A 13,365-nucleotide genomic window follows, 5' to 3' on the forward strand; every position below is an offset into this window, starting at 1 on the left:
GAGTTTCTGTCGGTGCCGGGGTCTACACCGGTACCCACACACCGGCAGAGCCCACGGAGGCCGTCATGACCGTCTCGATGAACCCCTACCTGCACTTCTCCGGCGAGGCGCGGGCCGCGCTGGAGTTCTACCGCTCGGTGCTGGGCGGTGAGGTGCAGATCATGACGTTCGGGGATATGGGTGCCGAGGGCCCCGTCCCGGCACCCGAGCACGTCATGCACGGCTACCTCGGCACCCCGGACGGTCTCAGCCTGATGGTGTCCGACGGCGCAGACGGTGGCCAGGGAAGCTCTGACCCGAACCCGGCGCCGTCGTCGGGGCTGTCGATCGCGCTGTCCGGCGACGACGTCCCGACGCTCGAGCGGTGGTTCGCCGGGTTGTCCGAGGGCGGTGTCGTCGACGTCCCGCTGGAGAAGCAGCTGTGGGGCGACCTGTTCGGGCAGGTCACCGACCGGTTCGGTGTCCGCTGGCTGGTCAACGCCTCGCTGGGCTCGGCCTGACGGCGCGGCAGCGGCCGGGCCGGCGTGCCCGCCGGATACCCTGACCGCTTCCGACGGCCCCGCTGGAGATCCCGCCCGTGCACCTCAAGTCGCTGACGATGAAGGGCTTCAAGTCCTTCGCCTCGGCCACCACGCTGCGCCTGGAGCCGGGGATCACCTGCGTCGTGGGGCCGAACGGCTCCGGCAAGTCCAACGTCGTCGACGCGATCAGCTGGGTGCTCGGCGAGCAGGGCGCCAAGGCCCTGCGCGGCGGGAAGATGGAAGATGTGATCTTCGCCGGCACGTCCGGGCGCGCGGCGCTCGGGCGTGCCGAGGTCACGCTGACCATCGACAATTCCGACGGCGCGCTGCCGATCGACTACTCCGAGGTCTCGGTGACCCGGCGGATGTTCCGTGACGGCGCCGGCGAGTACGAGATCAACGGCTCCCGCGCCCGGCTGCTCGACGTCCAGGAGCTGCTGTCGGACTCCGGCATCGGCCGGGAGATGCACGTGATCGTCGGGCAGGGGCAGCTCGACGGGGTGCTGCAGTCCAAGCCCGAGGACCGCCGCTCCTACATCGAGGAGGCGGCCGGGGTCCTCAAGCACCGCAAGCGCAAGGAGAAGGCGCTGCGGAAGCTCGACGGGATGCAGGCCAACCTGACTCGGCTCACCGACCTGACCTCGGAGCTGCGCCGGCAGCTCAAGCCGCTGGGCCGGCAGGCCGAGATCGCCCGCAAGGCCCAGTCGGTGCAGTCCGAGCTGCGCGACGCCCGGCTGCGCCTGGCCGCCGACGACGTCGTGACCCTGCAGGAGGAGATCGCCCGGGAGGAGGCCTCCCAGGAGCAGGCCCGTCGCCGTCGCGCGGAGGTGGAGGAGCAGCTCACCGTCGCCCGGGAGCGCCAGCAGGAGCTGGAGAGCGCGCTCGCCGAGGACGCGCCGCGGCTGCAGGCCGCCCAGGACACCTGGTACCAGCTCTCCGCGCTGGCCGAGCGGTTGCGCGGCACCGTCCGGCTCGCCGAGGAACGCGTCCGCCACCTGGCCTCCACCGCGGCCGCTGAACGGACGCCGGGCCGCGACCCCGACGAGACCGAGGCGGAGGCCGAGGCCGTCGCCGAGCAGGAGGACGAGCTGGTCGCCGGGGTCGCCGAGGCCCGCCGCCGGCTCGACGAGGTCGTCACCGAGAAGGCCGAGCGCGAACGCACCCTGGCCGCCGCCGAACGCGAGCACATGGCCGCCGTCCGCGCGATCGCCGACCGCCGGGCCGGGCTCGCCACCCTGGCCGGCAAGGCCGACGCGCTGCGCTCCGGCGTCGCCGCGACCGCCGAGGAGATCGACCGGCTGTCCGAGGCGATGGACGAGGCGTCCGCGCGGACCGAAGCAGCCGAGGCCGAGCTGGAGTCCGCCCGCGAGGGCGTCGGGCTCTCCGGCGACAGCGACCCCGCGGACCTCGCGAGCCGCGTCGAGCAGGCCGAGGCCGCGCACCGGGCCGCGCAGGACCGTGTCGCGGAGCTGGCGAGGGCCGAGCGGGACGCCGAGCAGCGCCGCGCGCACTGGCGGGCCCGGGTCGACGCGCTGCAGGTCGGCCTGGTCCGCAAGGACGGCACCGGCGTGCTGCTCGGCGAGGCGAAGGGAAGCGACGGGCCGCGCGCGGGCGTGCTGGGTGCGGTCGCCGAGCTCGTCGTCGTCGCGCCGGAGGCCCGCGCCGCGGTGGCCGCCGCGCTCGGCGAGGTCGCCGAGGGCGTCGCCGTGTCCTCGGTGCCCGACGCCGCCGGGGCACTCCGGGCGCTGCGGGAGGGCGACTCCGGGCGCGCGGCGCTGCTCGTCGGCAGCGCCGGGGGAGACGCGGACGACGATGCGCCGCAACCGGTCCCGGCCCCTGTGGGCACACCCCCGGCCGGGAGCTGGGCGGCCGCGCACGTCACGGCGCCGCCCGCGCTGGGCGCCGCGCTGGCCGCGCTGCTGGAGCACGTGGTCGTCGTCGACGACCTGGACGCCGCCGCGCAGGCCCTCGCGCAGCGCCCTGAGCTGACCGCGGTCACCACCGACGGGGATCTGCTCACCGCGCACGCCGCCCGCGGTGGCGCCGGCGCGGGGGAGGGCGCGCTGCAGCTGCAGGCCGCCGTCGACGACGCCCTCGCCGAGCGCGCGGGTGTCGACACCGAGCTGGAGAACCTGCGCCCGACCCTGGAGGGCGCCCGCGCCGAGGAGACCTCCCGCGCGGAGGACCTGAAGGCCGCCCGCACCGCCGCGTCGGAGGCGGAGAAGCGCCAGGCCGCGGCGGCCGCGCAGCTGGGACGCCTGGAACAGGTCGTCGCGTCCGCGCAGGCCGAGGCGCAGCGGCTGCGGGACCGGCGCGACGCCGTCGAGACCCGGCGGTCGCAGTCGTTGCTGGAGCTGGAGGCCGCCGAGCACCAGCTGTCGCTCGCCGAGGACGCCCCGGCCGACGACGAGCCGGACACCGAGCTGCGCGACGAGGCCGCCGAGCAGGTCGAGGCCGTCCGCTCCGAGGAGGTGGAGTGCCGGCTGGCGCTGCGCACCGCCGAGGAGCGGGCCCGCGCCATCGCCGGGCGCGCCGAGACCCTGCGCCGCCAGGCCCACGGCGAGCGGCTCGCCCGCTCCCGCGCCGCCGCGGCCGCCGCCGAACGCGAGCGCGGCGAGCAGATCGCCCGCCTGGTCGTCGAGGCCGGGACGACGGCGTCCGAGCGGATCGAGGTCTCGCTCGCCGCCGCGGCCGCCGAGCGCGACGAGGTGCAAGCCGCCCGCGCCGAGCGCGAGCGCGGGCACGCCGAAGCCCGCGACACCGTCACCAAGCTGACCGCGCTGCTGGAGAAGCTCACCGACGCCGTCCACCGCGACGAGATGGTCCGCCAGCAGACCCGGATGCGCCTCGAGCAGCTCACCGAGAAGGTCCTCGCCGACCACGGCATGGGTCCCGACGACCTGATCGCCGAGTACGGCCCGGACGTGCCGGTGCCGCCGTCGGAGGCCGACACCGCCGAGTACGAGGCGGCCAGGGAACGCGGCGAGCAGGTCTCCGCCCCGCCCGCGGTGCCCTACGACCGGGCGTCGCAGGAGCGCAGGCAGAAGCGGGCGGAGAAGGATCTGTCGCTGCTGGGCAAGGTCAACCCGCTGGCGCTGGAGGAGTTCGCGGCGCTGGAGGAGCGCTACACGTTCCTGTCCACCCAGCTCGAGGACCTCAAGAACACCCGCCGCGATCTGCTGACCGTCGTCCGCGAGGTCGACGACAAGATCCTCGAGACCTTCACGACCGCCTACCACGACGTGGCACGCGAGTTCGAGACCGTGTTCGCGACGCTGTTCCCCGGCGGCGACGGCCGGCTCGTGCTCACCGACCCCGACGACATGCTCACCACCGGCATCGAGGTCGAGGCCCGCCCGCCGGGCAAGAAGGTGAAGCGGCTGTCGCTGCTGTCCGGCGGGGAGCGGTCGCTGACCGCGATGGCGCTGCTGGTGGCGATCTTCCGGGCGCGGCCGTCGCCGTTCTACGTGCTCGACGAGATCGAGGCCGCCCTCGACGACGTCAACCTGCGCCGGCTGATCAGCCTGATGGAGGAACTGCGCTCGACCAGCCAGCTCATCGTCATCACCCACCAGAAGCCGACGATGGAGGTCGCCGACGCCCTCTACGGCGTCTCCATGCGCGGGGACGGCATCACCCAGGTCATCTCGCAGCGGCTGCGCCCCGCGTCCTGAGGGGGCCGGCCCACTGGGCCGTCCGGTGGTGTCCACGCGGGGTGCTCGCGTGCCGCTCGGCGGCCGGGGCCCGGAGCGTGGCAGGGTGGCCGGGTGAGCACGCAGACCCTGTGGATCGTCGTCGCGATCGTCGTGGCGGTGCTGCTGATCGCCCTGGTGGCCGGGCTGGTGATCGCCCGGAAGCGGCGGATCAGCCTGCGCGACGAGCGCGACGAGCAGCGCGAGCTCGACGAGAGCAAGAAGGAACCGCCCAAGGGCGGCACGTACCAGGCCGGGGGAGGCTTCGCGTTCTCCTCGGGGACCGCGACCGCCCCCGAGCGGCCGAAGGAGACCGCTCCCGGCCCGAAGGACGGGGGCAAGGACGCGGGCGGGGACACCGCGACCCGCGGCACCGGGACCGGCAGGACCGACGAGGCCGGGCCCCGCACGTCCGGGACCGACACGTCCGGGACCGGGAAGAAGGGCGCGGGGAAGGGCGCCGCCGTCGCGGGCACGGCCGCGGCCGGTGCCGCCGCCGGCGCCGCCGGTGTGGCCGCGGGCCGCGCCGGAGACAGGACCGGGGACCGGGCCGGCGAGCAGCAGCCGGGCACGGGCGACGCGAGCGGCGAGGCCGCCACTGTCGCGACCCCGGTCGACGGAGTCACCACCGCTCCCACGGAGGGCGGCACCACCGCTCCCACGGAGGGCGGCACCACCGCTCCCACGGAGAGCGGCACCACCGCTCCCACGGAGAGCGGCACCACCGCGCCGACCGAGGGCGGCACGACCACCCCGACCGAGCGGGGAACCTCCACCGGGCAGGGCGGAACCCCTGCCGAGCAGGACACGAGCCCGACCGCGGACGACGTCCGCACCCCGCCCGGCGGCACGACCGTCGTCGGCGGTGCCACCGAGGCCCGCACCCCGCCCGGCGGCATCCCGGTCTCGACCGCGCCGCCGGTCCGCGCCGACCGTCCGAGCAGCCCGACCGTCCCGACCGAGCAGCGCTCCGGGTCGGTGCTGGGCACGCCGCAGGACGGCCGGGTGATCGACACCGCCGAGGCCAGCAAGGACCCGGCGACCCAGCAGCTGCGCCGCGACGGCGGCACCGCGGCATCCGGTACCGCCGACGGCTCGGCGACCCAGCAGCTCCCGGCCTCCGGCACGGCGGGCACCGCCGCCGCGGGAACCGGTGCCGCCGGCGCGGCGGCGCTCGCCGGGGGAGCGGCGGGTACCCGCGAGCCCCGGACCGAGGCGATCCCGGCCCAGGAACCTGCGACCGTCCCGACCGAGCAGGAACCGGCCGAACAGCCGACCGAGCAGCAGACGGAGCAGCAGGCCGGACGCGAGGGCCGGCTGCGCGACTCGGCCACGGCGCCCGTCGCACCCGGTGCTCCCACCGAAGAGATCGCCCCCGCCGACGGCCGGCTCAACCGGCTCCGCGGGCGGCTGTCCCGGTCCCGCTCCGGGCTCGGACAGAGCCTGCTCGGCCTGCTCGGCGCCGGTGACCTCGACGACGAGTCGTGGGAGGACGTCGAGGCGACGCTGCTGCAGGCCGACCTCGGCCCGGAGACGACGCTGGAGATCACCGACAAGCTGCGCGAGCAGCTCGCCGCGCGCGGTGCCCGCACCGCCGCGGACGTCCGGCAGATCCTGCACGACGTCCTCACCGAGACCCTGGAGACGCCGCAGGACCGCTCGGTGCACGCCCTGCGCCACGACGACGGCCGCCCCGCGGTCGTGCTGGTCGTCGGCGTCAACGGCACCGGCAAGACCACCACCACCGGCAAGCTCGCCCGGGTGCTCGTCGGCAGCGGGCTGTCGGTCACCCTCGGCGCGGCCGACACCTTCCGTGCCGCCGCCGCCGAGCAGCTGGTGACCTGGGGCGAGCGCTCCGGCGCCGGCGTCGTCCGCGGGCCGGAGGGTGCGGACCCGGCCTCGGTCGCGTTCGACGCGGTCAAGACCGGCACCGACGACGGCGTCGACGCCGTCCTGCTCGACACCGCGGGCCGGCTGCACACCAAGACCGGCCTGATGGACGAGCTCGGCAAGGTCAAGCGCGTCGTCGAGAAGCAGGCGAAGGTCGACGAGGTCCTGCTCGTCCTCGACGCCACCACCGGGCAGAACGGCCTCACCCAGGCCCGGGTGTTCGGCGAGGTCGTCGAGGTGACCGGCATCGTGCTGACCAAGCTCGACGGCACCGCCAAGGGCGGCATCGTGTTCCGCGTGCAGCGCGAGCTGGGCGTGCCGGTGAAGCTCGTCGGGCTCGGCGAGGGCCCGGACGACCTCGCACCGTTCGAGCCGAAGGCGTTCGTGGACGCCCTGCTGGACTGAGCGCAGGCGGGGTCGTCCGACCCCGTTACGGGACCGCATCACGGGCCGGGCCGACGTACCGTCGGTCCGGCCCGCTGCTGTCGGTCCCGCCCTCGTTGCGTCACAGCCCGTGTGCCAGGGTCCTTGGTCCCGTGGCGGACGTCACGAATCGGACCTTCCGGGCGCGGATTCGCCGTCCGCGTCCGGTCGCGTAACTCAAGCGTCATTCGTGCGGCGACCCTGTTAACGCTCGAGAAACGGATGGGCGCCCCGCGTGAAACACGCGCTCAGCATCCTTCCTACCCAGTCGGAACGCCGACAGACGTAGGAGGAAGCGTGCCTGCACAAGGCCTCAACAGCGGTGATACCGCCTGGATCCTGACGAGCGCCGCGCTCGTCATGCTCATGACGCCCGGCGTGGCGCTGTTCTACGGCGGCCAGGCACGGACCAAGAGCGTGCTGAACATGTACATGATGTGCTTCAGCGCGCTCGGAGTCGTCGGGGTCCTGTGGATCCTGTTCGGCTACTCGATGTCCTTCGGCACCGACCTCGGTGGGGTGGGCCTGCTGGGCAACCCGATCGAGCACTTCGGGCTCAGCGACATCCTCGCCAACGACGAGGCGGGGGAGACCTACCCGCAGCTGTCGTTCGTCGCCTTCCAGGCGATGTTCGCGATCCTGACGGTCGCGCTGATCGCCGGTTCGGTCGCCGACCGCATGAAGTTCGGTGCGTGGCTCGCGTTCTCGGTCCTCTGGTCGGTCCTCGTCTACTTCCCGGTCGCGCACTGGGTCTTCGACCTGGAGAACGGCTGGATCGCCTCCAAGCTGGAGGCACTGGACTTCGCCGGTGGTACCGCGGTCCACATCAACGCCGGTCTCGCCGGCCTGGTGCTGTGCATCATCCTCGGTAAGCGCCGCGGGTGGCCGCGTGAGGCGATGCGCCCGCACAACCTGACGATGGTCATGCTCGGTGCCGCGCTGCTGTGGTTCGGCTGGTTCGGCTTCAACGCCGGCTCCGCCACCTCGGCCGGCTGGAACGCCGCCTACGCCTTCGTCAACACCCTCGCCGCCACCTCCGCGGCGATCCTGGGCTGGCTGGTCGTCGAGAAGATCCGCTACGGCAAGGCCACCAGCCTCGGTGCCGCCTCCGGCATCGTCGCGGGCCTGGTCGCGATCACCCCGGCCTGTTCCTCGGTCTCCCCGCTGGGTGCGCTCGCCGTCGGTGTCGTCGCCGGTGCGCTCTGCGCCTGGGCGGTCGGCCTGAAGTACAAGCTGGGCTACGACGACTCCTTCGACGTCGTCGGCGTCCACTTCGTCGGTGGCCTCTGGGGCACCCTCGCGGTCGGCCTGTTCGCCACCGACGTGGCGCCCGACGAGACCGCGGGCCTGTTCTACGGCGGCGGGTTCGGCCAGCTGGGCCTGCAGGCCGTCGCCGCGCTCGCAGTGATCGTCTACTGCGGTGTCCTCACCGCGATCATCGCCCTGGCGCTGAAGTTCACCATCGGCCTGCGCCTCGACCCGGAGCAGGAGCAGAACGGGATCGACGAGGCCGAGCACGCGGAGACCGGCTACGAGTTCTCCGGGCTGCGCGGCGGATCGGGCCTGAGCTCGTCCTCGAAGCCGCCGGCCACGGCCCCGACCGCAGCCGGCGTCGGCAAGGAGGCCTGACTCATGAAGCTCGTGACCGCCATCGTCAAGCCCTTCGTCCTCGAGGACGTCAAGGGAGCCCTCGAGCAGATCGGTGTCCTCGGACTGACGATCAGCGAGGTCCAGGGCTACGGCCGCCAGAAGGGCCACACCGAGGTCTACCGCGGTGCGGAGTACTCGGTGGACTTCGTGCCCAAGGTCCGCGTCGAGGTCGTCGTCGACGACGCGCTGCAGGACAAGGTCGTCGACGCCGTCGTCGAGGCCGCCCGCACCGGCAAGATCGGTGACGGGAAGGTCTGGGTCACCTCCGTCGACACCGTGGTCCGCGTGCGGACCGGTGAGCGCGGGAACGACGCCATCTAGGTATCCCACGGTCCCGGTTACGCGCCGGGACCGCCGCGCAGCGGCACAGCAACGGCCGGGCCCGTCACACCTCGACGCACAGGTGTGGCGGGCCCGGCGGCCGTCCGGGGCCCGATCGGGCATCCGGGAGCAAACGGACGTGAGTGGAAGGGCGGGGCATGACGGTCCTCGGGTCGGGCGAGGCGGCGGACCTGGTGAAGGCCAGGTCGAAACTCCTGGAGGCCGGCGGATCCCGGCACCACCACGGACCGGAGGCGCTGCGGGCGGCGCTGGTCGACCTGCACGACTTCTGGCTCTCCTCGCGCTGTGCCGCACTGGGAATGGGCGGCGACGACAGCGGCGTCGCGCTCGTCGCGGTCGGGGCGCTCGGGCGTCGTGAGCTCTGCCCGTACTCCGACCTGGACCTGGTCCTGCTGCACGACGGCCGCAGCGGCGTCGACACGATCGCCGAGCAGCTCTGGTACCCGCTGTGGGACGCCGGGATCGGGCTCGACCACTCCGTACGCACCCCCGGCCAGGCCGTCCAGGTCGCCACCACCGACCTGCGCGCCGCGCTCGGGCTGCTGGAGATCCGGCACATCGCCGGTGACCGGACGCTGTCGACGAAGGTCCGCGACGCCGTCCGGCAGGCCTGGCGGGCCGGGATGCGCAGCCGCTTCGACGAGATCGCCGACACCACCGAGCAGCGCTGGGAGCGCAACGGCGACGTCGCGCACCGCATCGAGCCCGACCTGAAGAACGGCCACGGCGGGCTCCGCGACATCCAGCTGCTCGACGCGCTCGCCACCGCCCAGCTGATCGACCGCCCGTCGCCCGAGGTCGCCGCCGCGCGTGCCCTGCTGCTCGACGTCCGCACCGAGCTGCACCGCCTCGCCGGCCGCGCCCGCGACGTGCTCCGTGCCCAGGACGCCGACGAGGTCGCCGCCGCACTCGCCTCCCCGGAGATCCGGGACCGGTTCGAGCTGGCCCGCGCGTTGTCCGGGGCGGCCCGCGCCGTCGCGTTCGCCGCCGAGGTCGGCCTGCGCCAGGCCCGTGCTGCGCTGCCCCGCCGCGGGCTCGCGAGCCTGCGTCGCGCCCCGGTCCGCCGCCCGCTGGACTCCGGCGTCGTCGAGCACGCAGGCGAGGTCGGGCTGGCCCGCGACGCGTCCGCGGCCAAGGACCCGGCGCTGGTCCTGCGGGTCGCGGCCACCGCCGCGCGCACCGGGCTGCCGATCTCCGCGGGCACTCTGACGCGGCTGGCCGACACCGCGCCCGAGCTGCGGGCGCCGTGGCCGCGGGCGGCGCTGGCCGAGCTGCTCGCCCTGCTCGGCACCGGGGCGGCCACCGTCCCGGTGATCGAGTCGCTGGACCGGATGGGCCTGTGGGGCAGGCTGTTCCCCGAGTGGGGCGCGGTCCGTGACCTGCCCCCGCGCGACCGCAGCCACGTCTGGACCGTGGACCGGCACCTGGTCGAGGTGTGTGCGCAGGCCGCGCAGCTCACCACCCGCGTCTCCCGGCCGGACCTGCTGCTGATCGGGGCGCTGCTGCACGACATCGGCAAGGGCCGCGACGGCGATCACTCGGTGGTGGGGGAGTCGCTGGTCCGCCAGATCGGTGTCCGGTTCGGGCTGCGGCCCTCCGACGTCGACCTGCTCGCGGCGATGGTCCGCCACCATCTGCTGTTCCCGCACACCGCGACCCGCCGCGACGTCGACGACCCCGCCACCACGCGCCGCGTCCTGGACACCCTGCGCGAGGCGCTGCCGGACTCGCCGGACCCCGACCGCGACGTCGCGGTGCTGGTCGAGCTGCTCGACGCGCTCGCCGAGGCCGACTCCATCGGCACCGGGCCGGGGGTGTGGAGCCCGTGGCGGCGCACGCTGGTGCAGAGCCTGACCGGGCGGCTGCTCAGCGAGCTCGACGGGCGGCCGTTCGTCGAGCCGGGGCCCGCCGACCCGTCGTCGGCGGAGATGGTGCGCGCGGTGCGCGCCGACGGGAACCCGCAGGTCCGCTTCGCCACCGGCGACGACGTCGCGACCGTCTCGGTCGCGCTGCCCGACCGCCGCGGCGCCGTATCGGCCGTGGCCGGGGTGCTGGCGCTGCACTCGCTGCAGGTGCACACCGCGGAGATCACCGTCGAGCCGGGCTCCGGCTCCGGTGAGGCAGCAGGCGCCGTGGCCGTCGAGACCTTCGGAGTCACCCCGCGGTTCGGCGGGCTGCCCGATCCCGCGCTGGTCCGGTCGGACCTGATCCGGGTGCTGAACGGGTCCCTGGACCTCACCGAGGCGTTGGCGCGCAAGGAGCGCGACTACGCGCCGTCGACCCCGCAGGTGGAGCGGACCGCCCCGCCCCGTGTCCTCTGGTTCGACGACGAGGCCACCGGCGCCGTCGTGCTGGAGCTGCGCGGCCGGGACCGGATCGGGCTGCTCCACCACGTCACCGCGGCGCTGGAGCGGGCCGGGGTGGACCTGCGGTGGGCGCGGGTGGAGACCCTGGGTGTGTCGGTCGTCGACTCGTTCGGCGTGGCCGGGGTGCCCGACGCCGCCGCGCGCCGCGACATCGAGAAGGGCGTGCTGGCCGTCGCGTCCCGGGAGCCCGCCGCCACCTGAGCCCGGCGAACCGGTCGCCGGGGAACGATCCGGATCTTCCCCCCGTTCCTCCGGGCATGACCACCGTGCGGCCCGCGTCACAGCCCGATGTCGTCGCGCCGTTCCCGGCCCCGCGCGCCCCGGGTGACGACCGGCTCCGGCTCGCGCTGCCGGGCCGGTCGCTGCTGCTGGTCGGCGGCCTGCCCGGAGCGGGGAAGTCGACGCTGCTCGCCGCGCTGGACGCCCCGGCGGGCACCGTCGTGCTCGACTCCGGGACCGCCCGGGCCGCGGTCGCGCGGCTGCTGCCGGCCCGGACGCCGTATCCGGCCTACCGCTGGCTGGTGCATCTCGCCCACCGCGCCACCGTGCTGACGGAGTGCCTGGGACGCACCGAGACCGTCGTCGTGCACCTGCCCGCGACCCGGCCCTCGGTGCGTGCGGCGCTGCGGCTGCTGGCCCGGCTCGGGCGCCGCCGGGCGGTGCTGCTGTGGCTCGACGTGCCGCCCGACCAGGCCCGGGACGGCCAGCGGCGGCGTGGCCGGGTCGTGCGGGAGCGGCCGTTCGCCCGGCACGTACGGCGCGCCGAGCGGCTGGCCGCCGGCCTGCGTGCGCAGGGCGAACGGGGCTGGGACGCGGTCCGGGTGACCGACCGGGTCGGCGCTCGCGGCGGGCTGGTGCTGGGCAAGTAGGCTGGTAAGGGTGTTCGACTCCCTCTCCGAGCGGCTCGGTACCACGCTGCAGGGTCTCCGTGGCAAGGGCCGGCTCTCCGACGCCGACATCGACGCCACCGCGCGCGAGATCCGGATCGCGCTGCTGGAGGCGGACGTCGCCCTGCCGGTGGTCCGTGGCTTCATCTCGCGCATCAAGGAACGCGCCAAGGGCGCGGAGGTCTCCGGTGCGCTGAACCCGGCCCAGCAGGTCGTCAAGATCGTCAACGAGGAGCTCGTGGCGATCCTCGGCGGCGAGACCCGGCGGCTGAACCTGGCCAAGGAGCCGCCGACGGTCATCATGCTGGCCGGTCTGCAGGGCTCCGGTAAGACGACCCTGGCCGGCAAGCTGGGCCGCTGGCTGCGCGCGCAGGGGCACACGCCGCTGCTCGTGGCCTGCGACCTGCAGCGGCCGAACGCGGTCAACCAGCTGCAGATCGTCGGGCAGCGCGCCGACGTCGCGACCTACGCCCCGCACCCGGGCGCCACCGGCTCCGGTGAGCTGCCCGAGGGTCCCGGCGACCCGGTCGCCGTCGCCCGCGACGGTGTGGCCTACGCCCGCGAGAAGCACCACGACGTCGTCGTCGTCGACACCGCGGGCCGCCTGGGTGTCGACGAGGAGCTGATGCGCCAGGCCTCCGACATCCGGGCCGCGGTGCAGCCGGACGAGGTCCTGTTCGTCGTCGACGCGATGATCGGCCAGGACGCGGTCGCCACCGCCGAGGCCTTCCGGGACGGCGTCGGGTTCACCGGTGTCGTGCTCACCAAGCTCGACGGCGACGCCCGCGGTGGTGCCGCGCTGTCGGTGCGCGAGGTGACCGGCGAGCCGATCCTGTTCGCCTCCAACGGCGAGAAGCTCACCGACTTCGACGTCTTCCACCCCGACCGGATGTCCTCGCGCATCCTCGGGATGGGCGATCTGCTCACCCTGATCGAGCAGGCCGAGCAGGTCTTCGACGCCGAGCAGTCCCAGGCCGCCGCGCAGAAGATGAGCTCCGGCGAGCTCACGCTGGACGACTTCCTCCAGCAGATGCTGCAGCTGCGCAAGATGGGGCCGATCGGCAACATCCTGAACATGCTCCCGGGTGCCAACTCCGGGCAGATGAAGGCCGCGCTCGAGCAGGTCGACGAGAAGCAGATCGACAAGCTGCAGGCCATCATCCGGGGCATGACCCGCGCCGAGCGGGACGACCCGAAGATCATCAACGCGTCCCGGCGGCAGCGCATCGCCAACGGCTCCGGCGTCACCGTCGGCGACGTCAACGACCTCGTCGACCGCTTCTTCGAGATGCGCAAGATGATGAAGCAGATGGCGGGCCAGTTCGGCATGGGTGGGCCCGGCGGCGGGCGCAAGGCCACCAAGAAGGTGCCGAAGAACCCGCGCAAGGCCAAGCAGGCCAAGAAGAACCGCCGTAGCGGCAACCCGGCCAACCGGGCGGCTCAGGGGCAGGGCGGGCCCGATCTGTCGCACCTGCCGCCGTCGCTGCAGCAGCTCCCGCCCGGCCTCGGCGGCGGGATGGACCAGCTGCCGCCCGGGTTCGACCCCTCGAAGCTGGACTTCGGCAAGAAGAAGTAGCCGGACATAGGGTCGGGC

The 13,365-nt window shown here is 74.3% G+C and carries 8 protein-coding genes; all 8 read left to right on the forward strand.

The features are described from left to right. Positions 1–65: 65 nt before the first annotated feature. The 8 genes from ACLE50_RS19315 (at position 66) to ffh (ending at position 13,347) form a co-directional block, all read left to right on the forward strand. Complete coding sequence (locus ACLE50_RS19315; protein ID WP_410944990.1) at positions 66–500, forward strand: VOC family protein; 435 nt, start codon at positions 66–68, stop codon at positions 498–500. 77 nt (positions 501–577) lie between these two features. Further along, positions 578–4,195: a chromosome segregation protein SMC gene (smc, locus tag ACLE50_RS19320; RefSeq protein ID WP_410944991.1), complete on the forward strand. Its 3,618-nt coding sequence runs from the start codon at positions 578–580 to the stop codon at positions 4,193–4,195. A gap of 915 nt (positions 4,196–5,110) precedes the next feature. After that, entirely contained in the window at positions 5,111–6,508 is a 1,398-nt protein-coding gene (gene ftsY / locus ACLE50_RS19325) for a signal recognition particle-docking protein FtsY (RefSeq protein WP_410945092.1), read from the forward strand. Positions 6,509–6,823: 315 nt separating this feature from the next. Continuing rightward, the gene (locus ACLE50_RS19330) at positions 6,824–8,155 is read left to right on the forward strand and encodes an ammonium transporter (protein WP_410944992.1); all 1,332 of its coding nucleotides are present in this window, start codon (positions 6,824–6,826) and stop codon (positions 8,153–8,155) included. 3 nt (positions 8,156–8,158) lie between these two features. Further along, a complete protein-coding gene (locus ACLE50_RS19335) occupies positions 8,159–8,497 on the forward strand; it encodes a P-II family nitrogen regulator (protein ID WP_410944993.1) in 339 nt (112 codons plus the stop codon). Positions 8,498–8,655: 158 nt separating this feature from the next. Then, complete coding sequence (locus ACLE50_RS19340; protein ID WP_410944994.1) at positions 8,656–11,085, forward strand: [protein-PII] uridylyltransferase; 2,430 nt, start codon at positions 8,656–8,658, stop codon at positions 11,083–11,085. Positions 11,086–11,141: 56 nt separating this feature from the next. Continuing rightward, positions 11,142–11,753 (forward strand): AAA family ATPase, encoded by a 612-nt coding sequence (locus ACLE50_RS19345; protein ID WP_410944995.1) that lies wholly within the window; start codon positions 11,142–11,144, stop codon positions 11,751–11,753. A gap of 10 nt (positions 11,754–11,763) precedes the next feature. Then, positions 11,764–13,347, forward strand: a complete 1,584-nt coding sequence (gene ffh / locus ACLE50_RS19350) for a signal recognition particle protein (RefSeq protein ID WP_410944996.1) — start codon at positions 11,764–11,766, stop codon at positions 13,345–13,347. Positions 13,348–13,365: the final 18 nt, after the last annotated feature.

The sequence above is a fragment of the Pseudonocardia phyllosphaerae genome (assembly GCF_046546475.1).
Classification (GTDB): domain Bacteria; phylum Actinomycetota; class Actinomycetes; order Mycobacteriales; family Pseudonocardiaceae; genus Pseudonocardia; species Pseudonocardia phyllosphaerae.